The sequence below is a fragment of the Wukongibacter baidiensis genome, from assembly GCF_050888315.1.
Lineage (GTDB): Bacteria > Bacillota > Clostridia > Peptostreptococcales > Caminicellaceae > Wukongibacter > Wukongibacter baidiensis.
In genome coordinates, this window is sequence record NZ_CP138202.1 from 4,890,997 (window position 1) to 4,915,552 (window position 24,556).

26 protein-coding genes and 1 riboswitch are annotated in these 24,556 nt (G+C 34.3%); of the genes, 23 read left to right on the top strand and 3 right to left on the bottom strand.

The window, feature by feature from the left end; all coding sequences use genetic code 11:
- Nucleotides 1-9 precede the first annotated feature (9 nt).
- From R9X47_RS22110 to R9X47_RS22175, 14 genes are all read left to right on the top strand, one after another.
- Complete coding sequence (locus tag R9X47_RS22110; protein ID WP_432663248.1) at nt 10-732, top strand: hypothetical protein; 723 nt, start codon at nt 10-12, stop codon at nt 730-732.
- A gap of 37 nt (nt 733-769) precedes the next feature.
- Nucleotides 770-1,048 carry a EutN/CcmL family microcompartment protein gene (locus R9X47_RS22115; protein ID WP_432663249.1) on the top strand — a complete coding sequence of 93 codons (279 nt, stop codon included), beginning with the start codon at nt 770-772 and terminating at the stop codon, nt 1,046-1,048.
- Between the two features lie 17 nt (nt 1,049-1,065).
- Nucleotides 1,066-2,412, top strand: coding sequence for a 4Fe-4S dicluster domain-containing protein (locus R9X47_RS22120; RefSeq protein ID WP_432663250.1), 1,347 nt, complete (start codon nt 1,066-1,068; stop codon nt 2,410-2,412).
- Nucleotides 2,409-2,957 carry a BMC domain-containing protein gene (locus tag R9X47_RS22125; protein WP_432663251.1) on the top strand — a complete coding sequence of 183 codons (549 nt, stop codon included), beginning with the start codon at nt 2,409-2,411 and terminating at the stop codon, nt 2,955-2,957. Before R9X47_RS22120 ends, R9X47_RS22125 begins: the two co-directional genes overlap by 4 nt.
- Before the next feature lie 15 nt (nt 2,958-2,972).
- Entirely contained in the window at nt 2,973-3,308 is a 336-nt protein-coding gene (locus R9X47_RS22130; protein ID WP_432663252.1) for a hypothetical protein, read from the top strand.
- Between the two features lie 139 nt (nt 3,309-3,447).
- A complete protein-coding gene (gene eutM, locus R9X47_RS22135) occupies nt 3,448-3,729 on the top strand; it encodes an ethanolamine utilization microcompartment protein EutM (protein WP_432663253.1) in 282 nt (93 codons plus the stop codon).
- Between the two features lie 46 nt (nt 3,730-3,775).
- A complete protein-coding gene (gene eutH / locus R9X47_RS22140; RefSeq protein WP_432663254.1) occupies nt 3,776-4,879 on the top strand; it encodes an ethanolamine utilization protein EutH in 1,104 nt (367 codons plus the stop codon).
- A gap of 54 nt (nt 4,880-4,933) precedes the next feature.
- Entirely contained in the window at nt 4,934-5,383 is a 450-nt protein-coding gene (locus R9X47_RS22145) for a cupin domain-containing protein (protein ID WP_432663255.1), read from the top strand.
- A gap of 210 nt (nt 5,384-5,593) precedes the next feature.
- Nucleotides 5,594-5,678: riboswitch (cyclic di-GMP riboswitch) on the top strand.
- Nucleotides 5,679-5,812: 134 nt separating this feature from the next.
- The gene (locus tag R9X47_RS22150) at nt 5,813-6,910 is read left to right on the top strand and encodes an HD-GYP domain-containing protein (protein WP_432663256.1); all 1,098 of its coding nucleotides are present in this window, start codon (nt 5,813-5,815) and stop codon (nt 6,908-6,910) included.
- Between the two features lie 210 nt (nt 6,911-7,120).
- Nucleotides 7,121-7,567: an acetyl-CoA carboxylase biotin carboxyl carrier protein gene (accB, locus tag R9X47_RS22155; protein WP_432663257.1), complete on the top strand. Its 447-nt coding sequence runs from the start codon at nt 7,121-7,123 to the stop codon at nt 7,565-7,567.
- A 9-nt stretch (nt 7,568-7,576) separates the two neighbouring features.
- Complete coding sequence (locus R9X47_RS22160; protein WP_432663258.1) at nt 7,577-8,920, top strand: acetyl-CoA carboxylase biotin carboxylase subunit; 1,344 nt, start codon at nt 7,577-7,579, stop codon at nt 8,918-8,920.
- Nucleotides 8,921-8,998: 78 nt separating this feature from the next.
- On the top strand, nt 8,999-9,916 hold the full coding sequence (gene accD / locus R9X47_RS22165) for an acetyl-CoA carboxylase, carboxyltransferase subunit beta (protein ID WP_432663259.1): 918 nt from the start codon (nt 8,999-9,001) through the stop codon (nt 9,914-9,916).
- The gene (locus R9X47_RS22170) at nt 9,909-10,859 is read left to right on the top strand and encodes an acetyl-CoA carboxylase carboxyltransferase subunit alpha (RefSeq protein WP_432663260.1); all 951 of its coding nucleotides are present in this window, start codon (nt 9,909-9,911) and stop codon (nt 10,857-10,859) included. The genes accD and R9X47_RS22170 overlap by 8 nt, the downstream gene beginning before the upstream one ends.
- A gap of 209 nt (nt 10,860-11,068) precedes the next feature.
- Nucleotides 11,069-11,542: a DUF892 family protein gene (locus R9X47_RS22175; RefSeq protein ID WP_432663261.1), complete on the top strand. Its 474-nt coding sequence runs from the start codon at nt 11,069-11,071 to the stop codon at nt 11,540-11,542.
- 243 nt (nt 11,543-11,785) lie between these two features.
- On the opposite strand, the gene R9X47_RS22180 is transcribed toward R9X47_RS22175, so the two are convergent.
- Entirely contained in the window at nt 11,786-12,643 is an 858-nt protein-coding gene (locus tag R9X47_RS22180) for a hypothetical protein (RefSeq protein ID WP_432663262.1), read from the bottom strand.
- Nucleotides 12,644-12,821: 178 nt separating this feature from the next.
- Here R9X47_RS22180 and R9X47_RS22185 point away from each other — a divergent pair, with 178 nt between their 5' ends.
- Nucleotides 12,822-14,006 (top strand): GGDEF domain-containing protein, encoded by a 1,185-nt coding sequence (locus R9X47_RS22185; protein WP_432663263.1) that lies wholly within the window; start codon nt 12,822-12,824, stop codon nt 14,004-14,006.
- Between the two features lie 217 nt (nt 14,007-14,223).
- A complete protein-coding gene (locus R9X47_RS22190; protein ID WP_432663264.1) occupies nt 14,224-14,622 on the top strand; it encodes a hypothetical protein in 399 nt (132 codons plus the stop codon).
- 103 nt (nt 14,623-14,725) lie between these two features.
- On the opposite strand, the gene R9X47_RS22195 is transcribed toward R9X47_RS22190, so the two are convergent.
- Complete coding sequence (locus R9X47_RS22195; RefSeq protein ID WP_432663265.1) at nt 14,726-16,555, bottom strand: YcaO-like family protein; 1,830 nt, start codon at nt 16,553-16,555, stop codon at nt 14,726-14,728.
- An 18-nt stretch (nt 16,556-16,573) separates the two neighbouring features.
- Nucleotides 16,574-16,909, bottom strand: a complete 336-nt coding sequence (locus tag R9X47_RS22200; RefSeq protein WP_432663266.1) for a YlbF family regulator — start codon at nt 16,907-16,909, stop codon at nt 16,574-16,576.
- Between the two features lie 214 nt (nt 16,910-17,123).
- On the opposite strand from R9X47_RS22200, the gene R9X47_RS22205 reads away from it, so the two are divergent.
- The 7 genes from R9X47_RS22205 (at nt 17,124) to R9X47_RS22235 (ending at nt 24,516) form a co-directional block, all read left to right on the top strand.
- A complete protein-coding gene (locus tag R9X47_RS22205) occupies nt 17,124-17,852 on the top strand; it encodes a GntR family transcriptional regulator (RefSeq protein WP_432663267.1) in 729 nt (242 codons plus the stop codon).
- 170 nt (nt 17,853-18,022) lie between these two features.
- Nucleotides 18,023-19,210 carry an SIS domain-containing protein gene (locus R9X47_RS22210; RefSeq protein ID WP_432663268.1) on the top strand — a complete coding sequence of 396 codons (1,188 nt, stop codon included), beginning with the start codon at nt 18,023-18,025 and terminating at the stop codon, nt 19,208-19,210.
- A gap of 42 nt (nt 19,211-19,252) precedes the next feature.
- Complete coding sequence (locus R9X47_RS22215; RefSeq protein WP_432663269.1) at nt 19,253-20,110, top strand: tagatose bisphosphate family class II aldolase; 858 nt, start codon at nt 19,253-19,255, stop codon at nt 20,108-20,110.
- A gap of 15 nt (nt 20,111-20,125) precedes the next feature.
- A complete protein-coding gene (gene pfkB / locus R9X47_RS22220; RefSeq protein ID WP_432663270.1) occupies nt 20,126-21,061 on the top strand; it encodes a 1-phosphofructokinase in 936 nt (311 codons plus the stop codon).
- Between the two features lie 99 nt (nt 21,062-21,160).
- Entirely contained in the window at nt 21,161-22,435 is a 1,275-nt protein-coding gene (locus R9X47_RS22225) for an extracellular solute-binding protein (RefSeq protein WP_432663271.1), read from the top strand.
- Nucleotides 22,436-22,647: 212 nt separating this feature from the next.
- Nucleotides 22,648-23,577 (top strand): carbohydrate ABC transporter permease, encoded by a 930-nt coding sequence (locus R9X47_RS22230; protein WP_432663272.1) that lies wholly within the window; start codon nt 22,648-22,650, stop codon nt 23,575-23,577.
- Between the two features lie 81 nt (nt 23,578-23,658).
- Nucleotides 23,659-24,516: a carbohydrate ABC transporter permease gene (locus tag R9X47_RS22235; protein WP_432663273.1), complete on the top strand. Its 858-nt coding sequence runs from the start codon at nt 23,659-23,661 to the stop codon at nt 24,514-24,516.
- Nucleotides 24,517-24,556 lie beyond the last annotated feature (40 nt).

Sequence of the window (24,556 nt, forward strand, 5' to 3'; positions counted from 1 at the left end):
GTGATATAGGTGAATACCGACAGTTTAATAAAGATTATAACTGAAGAAGTCATTAAGAGATTGAGTATTTTGAATCAGGAAAGGCATCAAGAAAAGGCTGAGAGCATTTTAATCTTAGATAGAGTGTCAGAGAAAAAACAAGATAACTATGAAATTATTAAATCGAAATGGAGCAAAACTAAATTTTTGGATGACTATCTTCGTGAGGATGGCATAGATTTATTTGATTATATAATTGTCCCGAATCTATCAAATAAGGATTTAGCCAGTATAGCTGTGGGAAATCCTCAAAGTGAAATTTCACAGATTATAATAGAATCTATTTTTCTGGGAAAGACGGTAATAGTCTTAGAAGAAGGAATATGCTATAGAGAGTTTGAGAGCACTGCTAACAAAAACTTTTTCAATATGTTTAAGGCCTATGAAGAAAAGATAGTTGGTTTTGGTGTAGATGTTGTTAGAGAGGAAGAACTTATGGCGTATCTAGATAAAGGGGCCTGTAAGGAAGAGGTAAAGGATGAATCTAAGCCAGAAGCGATTAAAGCTCAGAAACAAGAAGGGGCAGAAGTAACTCAGAAAGCGACAATTAGCAGAAAGTTGATTTCAGAAAGAGATATTGAGAAGTTATGGAATAGAGGATATAAAACTATTTCTACCGATAAAAGATCAATTATTACACCCCTTGCGATAGATTTTATCAGAAGGAATGAAATCAATATCATAAGGAAGTAGTTAGACCCGGAAACATTCACAAGGAAGGAAGATACCTATGATTATTGGTAAGGTTGTGGGAAATGTTTGGGCCACTAGAAAAGAGGAAGCCCTTAGTGGACTTAAATTACTTGTAATAAAGCCAGTAGACTATTATAGCCAAAAAGAATTTCAAACCTTTGTGGCAACTGATTGTATAGGGGCTGGAGTCGGTGAAACGGTTTTAGTTGTAAAGGGAAGCTCAGCTAGAAAGGCTATTGATAAAAGCGATGCTCCTGTTGATGCCACAGTAGTTGGGATTATTGATGAGGTGGAAGTGAATAAGAGCGTATTTTAATAGATAGGGGTGAGAAAATGGATTTAATAGAAAAAATATTTGATGCGGGAGTTGTCGGAGCAGGTGGTGCTGGATTTCCTACCCACATTAAGCTTAACTGTAGTGTAGAGTATCTAATTATTAATGGAGCAGAATGTGAACCCCTATTGGAAACGGATAAATACTTAATGAGAACAAATAGCTTTAAGATGGTTAAGGCAATGGAAGAAGTAGGTAAGAACATTCAGGCAAAGAGGTTGATAATAGGATTAAAGGCAAAATATAAAGATGAAATCAAAGAGCTGAGAAAGACCATAGCAGAATTAAACTCAAATGTTGAACTATTTTTACTGGATAATTTCTATCCTGCAGGAGATGAGCAAGTATTAGTTTACGAGATTACAAAGAGATCTATACCTGCAGGTGGAATTCCTTTGGACGTCGGTGTTGTCGTATCTAATGTAGGCACCATGGTGAACACCTTTGAAGCTTTGAATGGAAATCCTGTAATAGAGAAATATGTTACCGTAATCGGAGAAGTTAACACCCCTTGCATATTGAAGGTACCAATAGGTATTAGTGTAGGCAAGTGTATAGAAGCTGCAGGTGGCTCACTTCTAAATGATTACGCTGTTATTCTCGGTGGACCTATGATGGGAAGGCTTATATATAAAGAAGAAATACACAAAGAGTTCATAACAAAGACGATTGGAGCACTTATTCTCATACCCCGAGACCACTACATTGTAGATAGAAAAGAATTACCAATCAAGCATATAATCAATCGGGCGAAGACCACATGTATTCAATGCTCCATGTGCACTGACATGTGCCCTAGATATCTAATAGGTCACAAGCTCAGACCACATAGAATAATGAGAAGCATTGGAATGTCTGAAGGTAATGAAAAAATCCTAATGGAGGCTTTAATCTGTTGTGAATGTGGCATATGTGAATTGTATGCCTGCCCAATGGGGTTATCGCCTAAGACTATGAACGTTTATGTAAAAAATAAATTGAGAAATGAAGGGATCAGATATAAGAAGGAGCAGAGGCAGACTATTGCCAATGAAATGAGGGAATATAGAAGGATTCCAGTGGATCGATTGATTTCTAGACTTGGCCTTAGAAAATATAAAGGGATTGATATTGCAGGTCCATTTGAAGTAAATGTACCCTGTGTTCACGTTTCCTTAAGGCAACATATAGGCAAACCAGCAAAGCCAATAGTATCGGTCGGAGATAGGGTTTCGAAGGGAGAAATAATCGGAAAAGTCAAAATTGATGAGCTTGGGGCCAATATACATTCCAGCATAGATGGAAAAGTATGTGAGGTATCTGATTGCATAGTCATTAAAAGTGTGAATGATGAGGTGATTCTATGATAAGAACGATAGGATTATTAGAGCTAAACAGCATAGCAAAGGGCATTGAAACGGCTGATTTTATGATAAAGGCAGCAGAAGTAAATCTACTTAGAGCCAATTCGATATGCCCCGGGAAATATATTGTTCTTATCTCAGGGGATGTAGGAGCGGTTAAGGCGTCAATTGAGGTAGGTTTAGAGATTGGCGGAGAATATGTAGTAGATAGACTTGTACTTCCAAGTGTTCACCCGCAATTGATAAATGCAATTAATGGGACTACGGAGATAGATGAATTTAGAGCTCTAGGAGTATTAGAATTTTTTAGTATTGCAGCATCCATCGTATCTGCTGATACCGCTGCCAAGGCTGCATTAGTAGACCTAATTGAGATAAGACTTGGATTTGCTATAGGAGGAAAAGCATTTGTTACATTGACCGGCGATGTAAGTGCCGTAAGAGAAGCAGTTGAGGCAGGAGCTAGGGTTGGGGCAGATACGGGAATGTTAGTTAATAAAGTAGTAATTCCTTCTCCAAGAAAAGAGTTGTTCAATGAGTTGTTATAGGAAGGGAGGGATAATGTGAAAAAACTTGTAACCAAAAGGAATGTTCATGACTTTCTAATAGAGGGTGAAGATAAGTTTTATGTCGATAGTTCAACGATTATAGCTCCGGGAGCTAAAGATATTCTTAGAAATAAGGGAATTGTCATCGTTTATGGAGAGCGTGAAGAAGCTAAAACAAATGAACCTCAAAAGTGTGATGAGGTTAGTAATCTAGATGATGACAAACAGGATGAAAAAGAGTTAAAGATAATAAAGATCATCACAAATCTACTGGCAGATGAATTTAACATTTCTGATGTAGATGAGATTAAAGAAGTGACTTCAAAGGTTTTAAAGAGAATTAATGAATAATTGAATTGCATAATTCTGACTTGGCACAATTGCATAATAAATGTGGTAAAGATCGAAGGCCTTTAAGACTATATGTAGTAGTAGTTTTTTTTAGATGGTAATTATGCAATTTGCTCAAATAATTAAGGAGGAGATATATATGGCAGTTATGAAGGCATTGGGAATGATAGAAACGAAGGGATTGGTAGGTGCTATAGAGGCAGCTGATGCAATGGTTAAGGCAGCAAATGTTACCTTAGTAGGAAAAGAACAGATAGGTGGAGGCTATGTAACAGTAATGGTAAGAGGCGATGTAGGAGCAGTAAAAGCGGCAACAGATGCTGGTGCAGCAGCGGCCGACAGAGTAGGAGAATTAGTATCTATACATGTTATTCCACGGCCTCATATGGAAGTTGAGGGAGTCTTACCGAAAAGCGAGTAAAGATAAGTTATTAGTAAAAAAATAATTGAATTAAGGGGGAGAATTTATGAGCATTAATGAAATTATTGTCTATATTATGGTATTTTTTATGGCTCTTGGTGCCATTGATAAAATATTAGGAAACAAGTATGGTTTAGGTGAGCAGTTTGATGAAGGTATCATGGCAATGGGTTCCCTTGCAGTTGCAATGGTAGGGGTTGTATCTTTAGCACCGGTACTTGCAAATATATTGAAACCAGTTGTAGTACCTCTTTATACGGCTTTAGGAGCTGACCCAGCAATGTTTGCAACAACTCTTTTAGCAAACGATATGGGTGGATATCCCTTAGCTATGGAATTGGCACAAAGCCGTGAAGCAGGACTTTTTGCAGGTTTAATACTGGGTGGTATGATGGGGCCAACTATTGTTTTTACAATTCCTGTAGCCCTTGGAATAATCAAAAAAGAAGATCACCGATTCTTAGCAACTGGTATATTGGCAGGTTTAATAACTATTCCTATTGGATGTTTAGCAGGCGGAATCGCAGCTGGATTCGAACTATCAATGATATTTAGTAATCTGGTACCAATCATCATAGTTTCATTGTTATTAGCATTTGGATTATGGAAAATACCTGAAAAGATGATAAAGGGATTTACTGTATTCGGTAAAGGTGTTGTTGCTGTAATTACTATCGGTTTAGCTGCAATTATTATTGAAACCTTAACGGGAATAGTTGTAATACCAGGTATGGCTCCAGTTTCCGACGGTATAGAGATCGTAGGTTCTATAGCACTAATGTTGGCAGGAGCATTCCCAATGGTGCATTTTATTACAAAGGTATTTAAAAAGCCCCTACTTAAAATGGGTAGATTGCTAGGTATGGGGGATGTTGCAGCTGCAGGTATGGTTGCATCCTTAGCAAATAATATACCTATGTTTGGTTTGATGAAGGATATGGATGACAGAGGAAAGATCATTAATGTTGCCTTTGCAGTAAGTGCTTCATTTGTATTTGGAGATCACCTTGGTTTTACTGCAGGTGTTGCAAAGGATATGATATTCCCAATGGTTGTTGGTAAGTTAATTGCAGGTGTTACAGCAGTAGTTTTGGCAATATTTATAGCTAATAAGTCACTAAAAAATACATCAGAAAGTCATGCAAAATAGAATTAAAATTCTATGGACATGGATATTAGCTGTAAAGGAGGGGGATCAATACTAATGAGCGAGATGAATAAGGAAATTCTAGAAGAAATAATCAAGAGAGTTATCTCAGAACATATAAATCAGAAACAAGACGAGTTTGTTAAGCACGTAGATGAAAGCGGAGTTATTTCAATAAAGACAGATACAGTAAAGCCCGAAAAGTTTGATACGGGTAAAGAGGGAGATGAAGTATATCTAAAGGATGTATTATCATTAGAGGAAAGTCCAAGACTCGGATGTGGAGTAATGGAAATGAAGGAATCATCCTTTGACTGGACACTTAAGTATGATGAGATAGATTACGTTATAGATGGAACCTTGGAAATAATAATAGGAGATAGAAAAGTTGTTGGTAAAAAGGGCGATATACTACTAATTCCTAAAAATACAGCTATTAAATTTAGTACACCTGATTTTTGTAGATTTATCTATGTAGTTTATCCAGCCAACTGGCAGGAACAGTAATTAGTTTGTGAGGATACCGTGTTTATTATGAATATGGTATCTTTTTTTTTGAAAGGAGAAACTTCTAATATAGTACAAAAATAAATTAATTCAGGTTAATCTTATAGGCCTAAATACATGTTGAAAATACCGTAAATATGTAGTAATATAAATCTTAGTAAATAGTGATTTAAAATAGTATGTAGTATATATAAAACTTAATAATGATTACCACGATAATGGCAAACCTATCGAAAGATAGGGACGCAAAGTTATGTGTCTAAGGGGGTAACCCTATGATTGACAGACTGCCCAATGGAAATTAGCATAAATGAGTCTTAGATTAAGTAATTATGATATAACTCATTAATTGTTAGATTACAAGAGGCATCTATGAAATCAATCATAGATGCCTTTAATTATAAAATAAGCATGGATTAAGGTGATTTTATGAGAATTGTATCGTCAAAGCATTTAAAAGTTGGAATGGAATTAGGAAAACAAGTATATGATTCAGATGGAAATATTTTATTACATAGAGGAGTAAAATTAACCGGTGGCTATATAAAAAATCTACTTAAAAAAAATATACCGGCAGTTTACATTGATGATGAAATATCGGCTGGAATTGAGATTGAAGATGCCATTGATCCTGAAGTTAAGATTCAAGCCATTGAAAAAATTAAAAATTTATTCAATACAATGACCCCTAAAAAGCATGAAAAGAATAAAAATGCTTATGTTTCCGATGAGTCATATACTGATGTAAAGGGTATTATAAATCAGATTATGAATAATTTAAGGAAGAATAGCGGTAGTTTATTCAATATGGTAGAAATAATGAGTACTGATTTAGCAACTTATAATCATAGTGTTAACGTTGCGGTATTGTCAATAATGACTGGAAGAGCCATGGGACTTAATGAAAATCAGTTGATAGATCTAGGCATAGCAGGTCTAATGCATGATATAGGATACTCCCATATCCCTTCTGAAATAATAAATAAACCTGGGAAATTGTCAGATGAAGAGTATGAAACTATCAAAAAACATACCGTATATGGATATGGAATGGTTAAAGAGAATATGAATATTTCCGCTATAGTAAAGGCAATAATACTAATGCATCATGAGAGGTTAGATGGAAGTGGATATCCTTTAGGAGTAGAAGGGCGCAAACTTAATAAATTTATTAGAATAGCATCGATATGTGATATGTTTGAAGCATTGACCTCTGATAGAGCCCATAGAGAAAGAATGCAAACCTATAAGGCACTAGAGCTTTTGTCAGCAGAGACAACGGTAAAATTAGATCTAGAAATATATAAACATTTTATAAATAATATTGCAATATTTCCTCAAGGGACAGGTGTAATTCTAAATACTGGTGAGAAGGGAATAGTAGTAGATAATAATAAGGATAATCCAACAAGACCTAAAATCAGGCTTGTATTCAATAAAGAAGGAAGTCTGCATCCCGATGATAAGGTTATAGATCTAATGAAGGAGCTTACTAAATTCGTTGAAGATACATGTGAATTAAGATAATTTTTATATTTGAAAAGTTAAATTATATCAAGAAGGTAGAGCAGTGTTGCTCTACCTTTTATTTATATAAATTTTTGTTAGAAAAAAAATGTATATATAAAGTATTTTTAAAGATCCTATGAATAATAAGAATTATATGATATAATAATAGCATCATATATTAGTACCAGGTAATAATATTAAGCACTAAAAATGTGTAGGAGGATATTTATGAACGTTAAAGATATAAAGGAATTGATATTAACAATTGATAGAACATCTATACAAAATGTAGAAATAGAAGAGAATAGCTTTAAAATAAAAATCTCAAAGTCAGTTATTAAGGAAGACAGAATTTATGAGGTAAAGGAAAAGCCAGAAGTTATAGAAAGACCAGTACAAGAGGAAGTATATGAAAGTAAGGAAGTAGAAACTGAGGATTTATACATAGTAAAATCTCCTATAGTTGGAGTTTTTTATGCTTCACCTAGTCCAGATGCAGATCCATTTGCAAAGGTAGGAGCTCATGTTAAGAAGGATCAGGCACTGTGCATTATTGAAGCCATGAAGATAATGAATGAAATTCAAAGTGAGGTAGATGGTGAGGTTGTAGAAATCCTAGTAGAAAATGAAGATATAGTGGAATATGGTCAGCCATTAATGAAGATCAGGAGGTAACGAAGCATAATGTTTAAGAAAATACTTGTTGCAAATAGAGGAGAAATTGCAGTAAGAATTATTAGAGCCTGTAAGGAGTTAGGGGTTGAGACCGTTGCCATATACTCTGAGATGGATAAGGATTCCTTACACGTTCACCTAGCCGATGAAGCAATATGTATTGGACCTGCAATTTCGTCTAAAAGTTATTTAAATATAAACAATATTATTAGTGCTGCTCAAATTACTAAGGCGGAAGCTATCCATCCTGGATATGGCTTTCTATCTGAAAATACAAAGTTTGCAAATATGTGTGAAACAAATGGTATCAAGCTAATTGGTCCAAGGGAAGAGCATATAAGCAGAATGGGTAATAAATCAGAAGCTAGAAGAACAATGATTGAAGCAGGAGTACCTGTTGTTCCAGGATCCGAGTATGCTACTAATAAGGCTGAAGATGCTATCAAAATTGCAGAAGAAATTGGATTTCCAGTTATGATAAAAGCCGCCAGCGGTGGAGGCGGAAGAGGTATGAGGCTTGTCTATGAAAGAGATGAGTTCATTAATATGTTCAATATGGCAAAGGCTGAAGCATCAGCGGCCTTTGATGATGATTCAATGTATATAGAAAAGTATATTGAGGGACCGAGACATATTGAATTTCAAATATTAGCCGATGAGCACGGAAATGTCATTCACCTAGGAGAGAGAGATTGTTCTCTTCAAAGACGTAATCAAAAAGTATTAGAGGAAGCCCCTTGTACCATAATAAGTGATTCCGTGAGAGAAGAAATGGGTGAAATGGCAGTAAGGGCTGCAAAGGCTGTTAACTATGTGAGTGCAGGAACCATAGAGTTTTTACTTGATAAGCACGGAAACTACTATTTTATTGAGATGAATACAAGAATCCAGGTTGAGCATCCTGTTACAGAGCTAATTACCGGTTTGGATTTAATAAAGTGGCAGATAAGGATTGCTTGTGGCGAGAAGCTTGAATTCAAACAAGAAGATATAAAAATTAATGGTCATGCCATTGAATGTAGAATAAATGCAGAGGATATAAATAATAATTTTGCTCCTTCACCGGGTACTATTAATGATTATTTAGTACCAGGAGGAAATGGTATTCGTATCGACACACATATATACGCTGGATATAAAATACCATCAACCTATGATTCGATGATAGGTAAGCTTATTGCATGGGGAAGAGATCGTGAGGAAGCAATTGCAAGATTACAGAGGGCATTAGATGAATTGATAATAACAGGAATTAATACGAATATAGATTTTCATAGTCAAATACTATGCAATGATAAATTTATAGAAAATCAAATCGATACCTCCTTTATAGAAAAGGAAATGATGAGATAATATTATTTTAAACTAGATTAATCTTATGAGTTTTTTAATCTTATATTAACAATCTGAGTTTAAGAAGGGAGAACCAAGGTGATAAAAGAACTATTCCGTAAAAAAAAGTATGGAACAATAAATATAAATAGTACAGAAAAAAATGATAAAAAAGGATATCCTGAGTATCCTAAAAATATAAAAAAGCAAGAAAATAAAGATGTAGATAATGATCATTCAATGAAATGCAAAGGTTGTGGAGAAGTCTTTTTAAAAGAAGATTTAATAAATAATTTTAATGTTTGCATTAAATGTGATCAACATCTCCGAATAGGAGCAAGGGATAGGGTAGATCTAGTTTTAGATGAAAACAGCTTCATAGAATATGACAAAGACATGAAAACTCTAGATCCCTTAAACTTTCCTGGATATGGTGAGAAGATAGACCGAGCTAAGGAAAAATCAGGAGAGCATGAGGGTGTTGTTACAGGAGAAGGAAGGATTAATGAAATACCAGTTGTTGTATGTGCCATGAATCCAGAGTTTATGATGGGAAGCATGGGGTCAGTTGTGGGAGAAAAAATCACTCGAGCAATCGAAAGAGCTATAGAGAAGGAATTGCCGGTAATAATATTCTCCGCTTCAGGTGGTGCAAGAATGCAGGAAGGAATATTATCCTTAATGCAGATGGGAAAGACCTCTGCAGCCCTTAGCAGATTGGCAGACAAAGGATTACTATATATATCGGTTTTAACTGACCCTACAACCGGTGGGGTTACGGCAAGTTTTGCCATGCTTGGAGACATTATTTTAGCGGAGCCAAAGGCTTTAATTGGTTTTGCTGGACCAAGGGTTATAGAACAAACAATAAGACAAAGACTTCCAGAGGGATTCCAAAGATCAGAATTTCTGAAGGAAAAAGGGTTTGTTGATAAGATTGTTCACAGAAAGGATTTAAAGCACATGCTTTATAGAATATTAGACATCCATGTGACAGGGGGTGGGAAAAATGAATAACTCCCTAGAATTTGAAAAGCCGGTAATCGAACTGGAAGGGAAAATTAGTGAGCTAGAGAGATTTGCGAAGTCAAGTGGAGTTGATTTAACAAGTGAGATAAATAATCTAAAAGAAAAGCTAGAAAAAATTAAAGAGGAAGTATATTCTAGCTTGGCACCATGGCAGATAGTCAAAGTCGCAAGGCTACAGGAAAGACCAACTACCTTGGAATATATCAACAGTATCATACCAGATTTTATAGAGCTTCATGGAGATAGATTCTATGGAGACGATAGCGCAATTGTTGGGGGAATCGGAACCCTCGATGGAATGCCTGTTACCGTTATAGGACAACAAAAAGGAAAGAACACTAAGGAAAATATTAAGAGAAACTTCGGTATGCCTCATCCAGAAGGATATAGAAAAGCCCTTAGACTTATGAAGCAGGCTGAAAAATTCAAAAGACCAGTTATTATGTTTGTTGATACACCTGGAGCCTATTGTGGTTTAGAGGCTGAAGAAAGAGGTCAAGGAGAGGCAATAGCCGTTAATCTTTTAGAAATGAGTAGACTAAAAACCCCTATAATTGTTGTAGTAATAGGAGAAGGGGGAAGTGGTGGAGCTTTAGCCCTAGGAATAGGTGACAGGGTTTGTATGCTTCAAAATTCAATCTACTCAGTAATTTCTCCAGAGGGACTTTCAAGTATTCTTTGGAAGGATGCATCATTAGCTGAAAAGGCCGCTGAGATTATGAAATTGACTGCTAAGGATTTATTTGAGCTAGGGGTAATAGATAAAGTAATTGAGGAACCCCTAGGAGGAGCCCATAAGGATATTGAATTTGTTGCAGATAGGATTAAAAATTATCTATTAGAGGAATTAATGGGATTAAGAGAATTAAACGATGATACCTTATTGGATAATAGATACAAAAAAATAAGAGCCATAGGATCGTGGGAATAGATATATAACTGTAAAAGGAGAATCACCGCCGATAAATTAAAAATATTTATTTAATCACGGATAAATAACCAATTATTACAAAAAATAATAGCACAGATTGTTGACTAAGTTAACAAGATGGCAGGCTGTTGACAAATCTGAAATCTAATATTTGTCATCAGCCTAATTTTTTAGAAGGTCTAAGGAGAATAATTGGAGGTGGCGGTGTGATGTTAAATTTAAGCCAAAAAGAAAGATTGTTATTAGAGGATCAGAAAAGCCATGAAGATGCTTGCGTAAAGAAATATACTAAATATGCTAATGAAGCCGAGGATCCAGCCTTAAAGCAAATGTTCTTGGATCATGCAAATCAAGAAAAGCAGCATTTTGATACTCTTAATCAAATACTAAGTGGACAGCTTCCAAGCATGCCAGGTGGGCAACAACAAGGTCAGCAAAATAATAATCAATATGCTGCACAGGCTCCAAGCGGAGGAGCTTCTTATAGTCAAAAGGATGCATATCTTTGCCAGGATCTTTTAACCACTGAAAAATATGTATCAGGCACTTACGATACAACTATTTTTGAATGTAGAGACACAAATTTAAGACAGATTCTAAACCATATTCAGAAAGAAGAACAGCATCATGGAGAAGATATATTCAATTATATGCAGAGTAAGGGTATGTATAAGGTGCAATAGGGGGTGTCTCAGAATGACGAATTTCTGCGTTATTCGAAAATTCATCGACTTGGCACGTACATGAGTACTAGCCAAACCGCTGAATTTTCAAAACCTTGAACTTCATTCATTCTGAAACACCCCTGTGGCATACTCATAAAATTCTTTTATGAGTATGCCACACTCTAGGTTTGCGGTCATTCTCTCTTGTCTACCTAGACTTAAGAGATTTGACCCAAGAACCTAGTAGCTAGAGGCTAGTAACTAATAGCTTAACTTCTTATTCTTCTCCAATATCGTCTTAGACAATATATTTTTATCACATTCTTCTATAGCGTCCATAGTAGGAGCTAAGACGTATAGAAAGAGAGATAGATCATACTCCTTTAAGTACTTAACGTAGGTTCTTCCCTTTAATGTAATCAAGGGAAAATCATCACCTGTATAATATCTATCAATAGGTTTTCCATATTGAATATAAGCTCTATGGTCTTCTTTAAAGCTATGAACGGGACTATTAGTGAGGATTGTAGAATCTACTTTAACCCAATCACCATGATTGATATAGCTGATATCATAGTCTATACTATCAATGGAAACATCAAATCTCATATCCTTTCTAGAACAACCTAAACTACTGAGAACCAACTCTTCCTGATCATATCTTGGTACAAGGGATATCTCCTCAAGATTTATCTGTCCATCACTAGAAAAACCAAATGGTGTCTTTGATTTATCAATATTTTTAACTAAATAACCTCCATAGAAGCTGCTAAAATATCTAGAGTCTGGATCATAATAGACCGATGAGCCATCCCTTAATTTAAAGTAACCGAAGTTATAGAGAATAGTTAGTGCAGCCTTCCGACCCAAAACCTCTGAAAAACCTAGATCATCATTAAATATCATAACAAAGGGGTACCAGTCTCTTTTTTTTGTGCTTAATCCCCCAGGTATTTTTAGATCGATATCATATTTACTTAATAGGCTATCTTCTTCTTGAATCCTACTATAAAAGAACATAACGAAATAGCTTCTTATGGGAAACCATAACGAGGTATTGAGAAAAATAAATAATATTATAAAGAAAATTGAAATGAAAAATATAGGTTTCTTCTTCATAATTAATACCACCTAATATTAGATTTACGAATACATATATAACTCATATTATTCATTGATACTGCAATAATTAGAAAAAGCAAAAAAAATGTCGAAAATACAGAAAAATGGGTATACAAAGTGTAAGGAATTTAATATATACTATAGGTAACCAAAGATTTTGTGAAGGAGCATTATTATGATCCAACTAGACATTTCAATACAAGCTAAGTTTCTGATTATAATATGTTTTTCTTTTTTAATATTTACGTTTACAATAAGTATGAATAGAAAGAAATCCTTATCAAAGGCTTTAGGCTTAGCCTTCATTCTCCCATTTTCTATATGTGTTTATTCCCTTATGTTTTTGGAGGGGGTATCGACATCATATATATTTTGGTCTTCAGAGATGGCCTTAACGATAGTTTTCATTATATCAATGTTTCTTAAGTTTGATAATAAGAGTTATGATTCAGCAATTGTTATTATTTTTATAACAGGTCTTTGTTCTTATTTTGTCTTACTAAAACCAGATATAATTCCATTATATTTATTATCTGATAGAAATCAAATTTTTATATCTATGTATATAATTGCTGTAAATCTAGGTCTAATAAAATATAGAAAGTTTCCCAATAAATCATTTTTCCTAGCAAACACCTTATTACTTATTAGTACAGGTTTGAACTTTTTTGAAGATAATAATTATGGCATAACTTTATCTATAGTTATTAGATTTTTTGCTTACCTGACTTTCTATAGGTATATCCATAGTGAGACTTACAATGAGATTATGAGTAAGCTTAAAGAGGCAAGTAAGCTAAAGCAAAAAATAGATAGATCAGTTAACAAGGAAGTAAAAAAGCAATTATTACATTATGAGATAGCCAAAGAGAAACTACTAATTAAATCTAAAACCGATTCATTGACTAAAGCATACAATAAAGAAGCGATAATCAATATAATTGATGAAATGATAAACTCTAAAGAAAATGACAAATTTTCAGTTATGATGTTTGATATAGACAATTTTAAGCATATCAATGATACCTTTGGACATATTACAGGTGATGTTTGTATAAAGAATTTAGTTAATACTGCGAGAAGCAGTATAAGGGAGAGAGATCTTCTAGGAAGATTTGGTGGAGATGAATTTGTTATAGTTCTACCGGGCTTAGACATTGAAGAAGCAAGTGTAGTAGCGGAACGTCTTAGAGAAAATGTGAGTTCAATGAAAAATCCTAAATTCACTATATCTATTGGAATATCTTCATATCCACAGGATGGAAATACAGTAAAAGACCTGATTTCTTTAGCTGACAACGGATTATATGTTTCGAAAGAAAAGGGAAAGAATATGGTGTCACACACTAAGTTAATTTAACTGGGAGCAAATATAATTGCTCCCAGTTTTTTACTTTTAGATTACTTTTTGAAGAGTTATCTTATTAATTCGAACTACACTCTCGGAATATTTATCTAACTTTTCTAAATTTATAACGGCTTTAATGTATTTTACTTTCACATTAATGTATCTTCTACATATTATAATATTGAACGTAAATTAAATTAATAATTCAAATTTAAGAGGTGATATTTTAATGGAACATTATGGTTATGATAATATGGAAAATGAAGAAATGATGCCGATGCAAGATATGATGCCAATGCAGTCTATGCATCCAATGCAACAAATGCAACCAATGGATTCTATGCATGCAATGGCTTGTATGTGTGCAATGGCTTGTATGAGCGCAATGGCTTGTATGCACTCAATGCATGCTATGCAGCCAATGGCAATGGACCCAATGGCGAATCAAATGATGAACCCAATGCATATGGACCCAATGGCGAATCAAATGATGAACCCAATGCATATGGACCCAATGGCAAATCCAATGATGAACCCGATGCATATGGACCCAATGGCAAATCAAATGATGAATCCAATGCATATGGACCCAATGCAATCAATGAATGGTATGTATCCGACAAGATAAGGTTAAACAATTTTAAAGTATAACAAATTTTTCTAAAATAATAGCTAGCTGTATTCAAAAAGGTTCCTATACCATTAAGGGTAGGAACCTTTTTGAATCTATATTATAGATCTAGAAGTTTTTTTAACGCCCTTTGATCAATCGGATTTGCAGCATATCGTTCCTTTAAGGTCTTATAAATTCCTTCCGTTATCTGAGTGAAGCAATGGGCTTTTAGCTTACATTCGTCACAATTCCAACATTGTAGCTGACCATATCTATTGAATATAGCCTCAGGATTTCCAATATCGCCTAGCATTCCACTTATAATATTAACTGGATAGAAGAGTTTCAGAATTTCAATTGCGTCACTTTGACTTAACCCATCTACGCGTGCTCCTATATAATCCCTAATACACTTGTAATAAGTGATTTCTATCTTGTTTTTGTAGTTTCCTAATTTTAGGTAACTTATAAATCTATCAAAAATGTTAAAGGCTTCATATAGATTTCCTAAATGGTAATGTAGGGACCCAATAAATAAATCAATATTACTATAGTACCATGGAAAGATAGCTTTAGTCTTAAAATTTAAAAATTGAGAAATCGATGAAAATCTGTTGTATTTCTCTTCTTCAAAAAAACTAAATATTTCATTTATAGACTCTGTAGATAACTTCTCTAGGTTTCGAATATGCCGTTTTACTGTATTATATCGGGAGTATCTTTCTAGAGCCCTAATATCATCGAACTTCTCTATTTCACTTAACCCAGGTATTATAACATGATAACTAGGAAAATTGAGATACGAAACATCGCGAACAAAAATACTAAAGCCTTTGTTTTCTATAAAATTAACCATATATTTAAACATTTCTACATTGTTTAATTCATGAACGGTCTCAAATTCTTTAAATTCATAGCTAAATTCATGGCTAAAGAGTTCCATTGGATAAATCCCAGAACCATTCACAAGTATATTTATGAGATTATCATGTTCATCATCAATAGCGGTTTTATATGAGAACTCCTTTACGCCCATCATACTTCTTACATTTTGACCTTGTAAAAGCTCCGTTAATGTTCTTTCAGCTGCTATTTCAAATATGGGATGAGATCCAAACTTGATGAAGTAGCTTTGATCATCCCTGTTAATAAAGATTACTCCAATTACAGGATAGCCTTCATTTAAAGAGCAATCCTTGAGTATAACAGAATAGTTACCACTGCTTTCTATACTATTTATCATTGATTCTATCCTAGGATATTTTTTTATGTATTCCCTTGGTATAGTAGGAGGAGTTATTTTATTTAAAATAATTTCTTTATTTACATGGCGTTCTATGATTTCGGATATACCTTGCACTAAAGCTTCTTGAGGGGTATTTCCTGCACACATTCCATTGGACATATACATCTTAGAAACCATTTTTATTGGTATGTGGGACAACTTATTATTACTTATGTTTAGGTATGGAAGTGATATAAAATCACAGGGTATATGTTCATATGAAATGTAGGTCCATTTATCAAGAAGTTCTTTTATATCAATTGTTGGTTCAATACGTTCTAATTGAGTGTTAATCCAATCCTCGTCACTATTCAATAGTTCACTAGTAGTTAAACATTTTTCATCAGGGGCATAGAAAAAACCCATATATTCAAAGTTTTCCTTACTAAAATCCATGGAAAGTCTGAAGTGAGATTGATTTTGTATTCTTTCTAAGAGCTCTGCATAGGCACTTGCCAAGGCATATTCATTAGTCGTTCCCTTGCCATTTGATTTAATACTTGTATTTTCAACTGATAAAGTGACTGAGTAAAAATCCTTTGCAGAATTTTGCCAGTTTGTTTCTACGGTTAAAATGCCTAGGTCAGTGAATATATTTCTTATCCTATTGATTGTATTTAATGGAAGTTCATCTTTATATTTTCTTTGACTTAATGAGTTCATAACATTATTCCCCCCATATTACTTTTCAAGCTCTGAGTCTATTAAGCTGTGTATAGTTTGAAATAAGTTGAAAATCATGTCGTTAAACTCCTTGCCTGAATTTAATAGTTTATTTACTTCTGGAACTTGAGATAATTTTCTAAAGGTTTTATTTACTTCCATGGCAAGGTGACCAGTTTCCTTGCCTTGCATATTGAGATTATATAGCTCCATTTGCTTTTTCTGAAAAAGGTCTACTTCATCCTTTAAACCACGATATTTTTCTATATCTGCCTTTGCGGTTTTAAGTTCTTTAAACTCGTCGGTATTTTGGATTGCATTTACCAGGTTTCTAATTTCCTTTTCTAATGACATATAATCAACTCCTCAATTTATTGCTAATTCATAACATTATATTCTCTCTAGCTTGTATGTATTACAAAGCAGATCATATACAGTGTTGTTGACAATATTAGGAATTTGTATTAACATAGAAAACATAAGGTACGTACCACGTTACAAGTGGCTATCATTTTACCAGTGTGAAAGGATGGAGGACCTATAAGAAATACGTAAGATGAGGTGACATATGTCAGTAATTAAAAAAGGCGACAGGGTACCATTATATTATCAATTAATGGATATCATAATCGACGAGATTAACAGTGGGAAGTATAAGGAGAATGACAAACTTCCATCGGAAAGAGAATTATGTGAAATGTACGATATTAGCCGTGCCACAGTAAGGCAAACTATTCAGGAACTTGAGAAGGACGGGTATATCTATAAACAGCATGGAAAAGGAACCTTCGTTTCACCTGAAAGATTTAAACAAGATCTCTTAAAGTTCTATAGTTTTACTGAGGAGATGAAGAAGTTAGGTAAAGTTCCTTCATCTAAGGTTATAGACTTTGAAATAGTAGAGAGTGATGAAAATATTGCTAAAGAAATGGAGATGCAAGAAGGAGAGAAGGTATATAAATTTACAAGATTAAGGCTTGCAGATGGAAGGCCTATTATGCTTGAAACAAGCTATATTCCATATAAGCGATTTGAAGGAATAACAAGGGAAGACTTAGAGCATGAAGCAATGTATGATATTTTTACAAAGAGGTACAATGCTGTTTTCTCAAAGGCCGAAGAGAGTTTTCAACCTGTTTCTACAAGAGAAGATGAGGCAGAATTATTAGAAAATCAACCGGGAGCTCCAAGTATGATGATAGAGAGAATTACCTATGAAGGAGAAAAAATTATTGAATATACTGTAGGTATTGCTAGAGGCGATAGATTTAAATATCGTGTTGTATTAGAGAAATAATTATTGTTGACAAAAGAATCAGAAAATATTATGATTATATAAAGTGGTTAGTACCAGTTGCGGTGGAAATATTTTCAGGAAGAAATTTTTTTGAATTAACTGGTACTAACAACATTATATCATAACGTTATGTTCCGATGTCCACTTGAAGAAAGGAGTGAGTTATATATATGAACTCAATCTTAGGATACGAGGAATCGTACCTTAAAGAAATAAATGGTTACATTACTGCTAAAGAAATAAGGCAACAGCCAAGGCTATGGAAAGAGACAATTGAAATTATTAAAGACAATAAGGAAAAAATAAAGGAATTTTTCAATGGCGTCAATGGAGAAGAAAATTTAAGAATAGTATTTACAGGTGCAGGAACTTCAGCGTTTGTAGGAGAGTGTGTTGCTCCATATTTGGATAACTTAATTGAAAGGCGAGTTGAAGCAATATCAACAACTGATATCGTAAGTAATCCGGAAAATTATCTACATTCAGATACTCCTACATTACTTATTTCATGTGCTAGATCAGGCAACAGCCCGGAAAGTGTTGCAACAGTTGAACTTGCCGAAGATATAATAGAAAATCTGTATCAAATAATTTTAACCTGCAACCCAGATGGAAGTTTGGCTAAAAAGGCATCTGAAAGTGACAAAAACTTACTACTGTTGATGCCAGCGGACTCAAATGATCAAGGCTTTGCAATGACAGGAAGCTTTACCACAATGGTATTATCCTCATTATTAATTTTTAATCTTGATAACCTAGAGCAAATGGAAAAAGACTTCTTAGCTATGTCTAAACTAGGAGAAGATCTGCTAAAGAATAGATTTAATGATATTAAGAAGCTTTCGGATTTAAACTATGAAAGAATCATATACTTGGGGTCTTCGACCTTAAAAGGCCTTGCCAGAGAATCTGCTTTAAAGAACCTAGAGCTGACAAGGGGCAAGATTATTTCAGACTACAATTCCTCTCTAGGCTTTAGACATGGACCAAAGTCAATAATTAATGACAAAACTCTAATTATTTCATATTTATCAAATGATAAATATACAAGGCAATACGAGATAGATTTACTAAGAGAAATGAAGGAGGAAAATGGTAATAAGAAAATTATTGCAGTTTCTGCCCAGAAAGATGACGAAGTAGAGAAGTTAGTGGACTATTTTATTTCACTGGATGCTGATGATGTGGAGTTCAAAAGCGATGCGTTCTTAGTACTAAACTATATATTGATTGCACAGGTGTTTGCATTGTTTAAATCAATCAGTTTAGACATATCTCCTGATAACCCAAGTCCAGATGGTGTTGTTAATAGAGTTGTTAAGGGTGTAATTATCCATCCATATACGATTGATGAATAAAGATATAGACTAGATATCATGAAAAACGGGGGGCAATGCAATATGTCTATAGTATCAACTAAGGAAATGCTTATAGATGCGCAGAGGAGAAAATATGCAGTACCGGCCTTTAATATACACAATCTAGAAACTATGAAGGTAGTTGTAGAAGCCGCAGAGGAATTAAGATCTCCAGTAATACTTGCAGCTACTCCTAGCACCGTTAAGTATGCTGGGGCCGAATATTTAGTTGCCATTGCAAAGGCAGCAGCTCGAAAACACTCAATTCCAATTGCACTACATTTAGATCATTATGAAGATATAGATCTAATAAAAAGATACATTGGCTTAGGTTTTTCATCTGCAATGATCGATGCATCCCATGAACCATTTGAAGAAAACATTAGAAGAACTAAAGATATAGTAGAGTATGCCAAGGTAAGAGGAGTGACCGTTGAGGCTGAACTTGGAAGGTTAGTTGGTCAAGAGGATGATTTGATAGTTGATGAAAAGGATTCTGTTTATACTGATCCTAATTTAGCAGTAGAATTTGTTGAAAAGACAAATATTGATTCATTAGCCGTTGCAATAGGAACAGCCCATGGATTATATAAGTCTGAGCCTAAGTTGGATTTTAATAGATTAGCTGAAATAAGGGAGAATGTAAGTATTCCTTTAGTTCTTCATGGTGCTTCAGGAGTACCCCATGAAAGTGTAGAAAAATCAATAGAGCTGGGCATATGTAAGGTTAACATAGCTACAGAGCTCAAAATTCCCTTTGCAAATGCAGTTATGGAGTTTTTTAAGGAGAACCCTAGGGCTAACGATCCGAGAAAGTATCTAGTACCAGGGAAAATGGCAATGAAGGAAGTTGTTCTACAAAAGATAAGGATGTGTAGAAGTTACGGAAAGGCATTTTAGAGGGGTGAATGCTCAGTGATTGCAACAATAACTTTAAATCCATCGGTAGATAAGAGATATTTTGTAACTGATTTTCAAAAGGATGGAGTATTCAGGGCAAAGGAAACCCAGGAAACAGCAGGTGGTAAAGGTTTAAATGTAGCAAGAGTAATTAAGAGTCTAGATGAACCTGTCATAACAACAGGATTTATTGGAGGGAAAAACGGTCAGATAATCGAGGAAAAGCTAAATGAGCTTCAAATAATAGACGAGTTTGTAAAAATAGAGGGCGAAACTAGAAATTGTATAGCTATATTATCAGATGATTCTAGTCAAACAGAAATACTAGAATCAGGGCCCAGTATATCCCAAAAGGAAATAGATAAATTTTTAGTAAGGTATGATGAAATACTTAGCAAAGCTACTATTCTTTGCGCTTCAGGAAGTATTCCTCATAATCTTCCTAGAGATATATATAAAGAACTAATACTAAGAGCAAAAGAATACAATGTGAAATTCTTGCTAGATACAAGCGGTGATGGATTTAAGACAGGTATTGAATCAGCACCCTATTTAGTAAAACCCAACAAAGAAGAACTAGAGGAGTTAACTGAGATTAGTATTGAATCCGAGGAAGACATAATAATCTCTGGGAAAGAGCTACTTAAAAAAGGGATAGAGATTGTTGTTATATCCCTAGGTGGAGAAGGCTCGATAGTATTTTCTAGAGATAATATATTTAAAGTAAAATTGCCTAATGTAACTGTAGTAAATCCTGTGGGATCAGGAGATTCAATGATTGCAGGTTTTGCAGTTGCACTTAAAAGAGGCTATAGCATTGAGAAAATGATAAAATTTGCTTCTGCAACAGGTACAGCAAATGCCATGGAGAAAGAAACCGGTAAGGTTTCTAGGGAAATAGTTATGGAATTAATGGATAAGATAAAAGTTGAAGTGATAAGCAAACGTTAACATAGCTAAATAATAGACTTGAGCAACATTCTGCCTGAATTTATAGTTACTAACCTTTTAACAAGGTTAAGATAAAAAAAGAAAAGGGGAGCTGAGGAAATGAAAAAAGTTTTATCAATTATACTATGTGTAGCTTTAATGGTTACAATGCTTGTAGGATGTGGTCAGAAGGAGTCAGGCACAGAAAGTAGTGATGGTGGAGATAAGCCTGTAACATTAACATTTGCTCTTTGGAATAAGGACCAAGAGCCAGTTATGCAGGAAATAGTGAAAAAGTTTGAAGAAACTCATCCAAATATAAAGGTTAATGTTCAGTTAACACCATATAAGCAGTTTTGGACTAAGATGGAAACAGCAGCAACTGGTGGGTCATTACCAGATGTATTTTGGATGAATGGTCCTCGTTTTATGAAGTACGCATCAAGTGATATGTTAATGCCGATAAGTGATAAGATAAAAGCAAACAATATTGATATGAGTAAATACCCACAGGGGCTTATAGACTTATATACCTATGATGGAAAGCAATACGGGATTCCAAAGGATTGGGATGTTACTGCTCTTTGGTATAATAAAAAACTATTTGATGCAGCGGGCGTGGAATATCCGACAAATGAGTGGACTTGGGATGATATGGTAGAAGCAGCTAGAAAAATCACAGATGTAGATAAAGGGATCTATGGTACGGCTGCAAGAATAGATGATAATCAAGTAGGAGTATATAATACTATACCGGCAGCAGATGGTTTTGTAATATCAAAGGATAGAAAGCAATCTGGTTATAATACTGAGGGAAATGTTAAAGGAATAAATGTATGGTTAGATTTAATTAAAGAAGGTCTATCACCTACAGTGGAAGAAATGACAGATACATCTGCGGTAGATATGTTTAGTTCAGGAAAAATAGCAATGATGTACGCTGCATCTTGGAATGTAAAGCCCTTTATGGAGAACGAGAATATTAGGAATGATATAGATTTAGTGGTAATGCCAAAGCTTGAGAAAAGGGCAGCCGTTATCCATGGTCTAATAAACGCTATATCTGCTGGAACCGAGCATCCAGAAGAAGCATGGGAACTAGTTAAATTCTTAGGGAGCAAGGAAGCTAATGAAATATGGGCTGAATCAGGTGTTGTTATACCTGCACATAAGGACGTTCTTGATGTTTGGAAAAACTCCTTTGCAAATATCAATCTTCAAGCCTTTGTAGAGGAACTTGAGTATTCTGAGATGTATCCATCTTCTCTTAACAATAGATGGTCTGATGTAGAATTCGAGACTTTAAAACAGATATGGAATGAACAAATATCAGTTGAAGAGGGTTGCAAGGTTATTTACGAGCAAATGAGTAATTTGTTAGAACAGGAAAAGTAGAGTAGAAGTCCAATGAGGGTGCCTCAGAATGACGAATTTCTGCGTTATTTGAAATATTCACCGACTTGGCATGTACGTCAGTACTAGCCAAACCGTTGAAATTTTAAAACCTTGAACTTCATTCATTCTGAAACACCCTGGGGCTGAACTGATAAGAGATCTTTATGAGACAGCCCCATTTTAAATTCTAAATGTTTTGAAGGAGGCTTTAAATGGATTTACAGGCTACCCAAATTAATAAATCTAACAATAAAAAAGGAATAAGGAATAAGTGGAAAAATGATTATCTATGGGCATATATTTTAATATTACCAACGGTTTTAGGTATCGGAATTTTTTATGTTGGGGCCTTTTTTCAAAATTTATTTTACAGTTTTACAGATTTAGGGACCTTTGGAAAATGGTCATGGATAGGATTTGAAAATTATCAAAGGATGCTTACTGACCCTCAGATACCTCAAACATTAGCTAATACCTTTAAATATACAATCTTAGCAGTTCCCTTAACAATATCAGTTTCAATAGTGGTAGCAGTTCTTCTTAATTCTAAAATCAAAGGAATTGGGATTTATAGGACTCTTTATTTTCTGCCTGCCGTTACGATGCCTGCCGCAGTAGCAATGGTATGGAAGTGGCTTTTCAATGGGAATTATGGTCTTATAAATGTATTGCTTGCTAAAATCGGTATAGATGGACCTGCATGGATAGCCAATCCTAAATTTGCGATGTTTGCTTTGGTGACAGTTGCAGTTTGGATGGGTGTAGGTTTTAATATGGTAATACTATTGGCTGGGTTGCAGAGTATACCTAGAAGCTACTATGAGGCAGCGTCAATTGATGGTGCTGGGCCTATAGCTCAATTCTTTAAAATAACCTTGCCATTATTGTCACCTACTATATTCTTCATATTAATAATGGCATTGATTAGGGCTTTCCAAGTGTTTGATTTGATTTTCCTCATGATAGGAAAGACGAGCTTAGCGATTGAAGAGACAAGATCAATAGTATATCTATTCTATAAACATGCATTTGAATGGCATGACAAGGGATACGCTGCTGCTATAGCTGTAATAATTTTTATAATAATAATGATTATTACGATTATACAACTTAGATTACAGAAAAAATGGGTTAATTATTAGTTAGTAATGTTATTTTAAGATAGCATGACTATATATAAACTAAGATTTACTTGGAACTCTTCATAGATGGAGGATTGATCAATGAGTGAAATTGCTATTAATAAAAATAAAAAGCTTAAGAAACGTTTTAACTATAAAATTTTAGTCCATATATTTTTGATATTGGGGATTGTTGTTACGGTAACTCCATTTATTTGGATGATACTTACATCTTTAAAAACCCTTGGAGAATCAACCTTGGTTCCACCTAAAATTTTCCCAGAAGTAGCCCAGTGGAAAAACTATATTGATGTTCAAAAAACTTTACCATTTTCAAAGTTTTACTTCAATACAGTAGTTTATACTGTAGTTAGAACTATAGGACAAATTGTTCTTTGCTCAATGGCTGGTTATGCATTTGCAAGGATAGAATTTCCAGGGAAAAAAATCATATTTATTATACTACTATCTGTACTAATGATTCCAGGGCAAACCTTTTTGTTACCTCAGTTTATGATTATGGCAAAGCTTAAGCTTATAAATACTATAAGAGCATTAATAATTCCAGGGATATTCAGTTCCTTTGGTACTTTTTTAATGAAGCAATTCTTTATGCAAATACCGAAGGAATTGGAAGAGGCTGCTATACTAGATGGATGTAATCATTTTCAAATCTATAAAAATATAATGTTGCCTCTAGTTAAACCAGGACTGATTGCATTAGCTATTACTTGTATATTAGATAGCTGGAATCAATTAATGTGGCCTTTGATTGTTAATACTTCTATAGATAAAATGACACTTTCAGCTGGTCTAGCTTCATTATCGGGAGAGCATTTTGTAAACTTCCCGCTCAATATGGCAGGGTCAGTTCTAGCCATATGGCCTATGATAGTTGTATTTATAATATTCCAGAAACAGTTCATAGAGGGTTTAAGTCATACAGGAACAAAGGGTTAGAAATCCATATATTTATTGTTAGGTAGGAGGTTATAGGAAA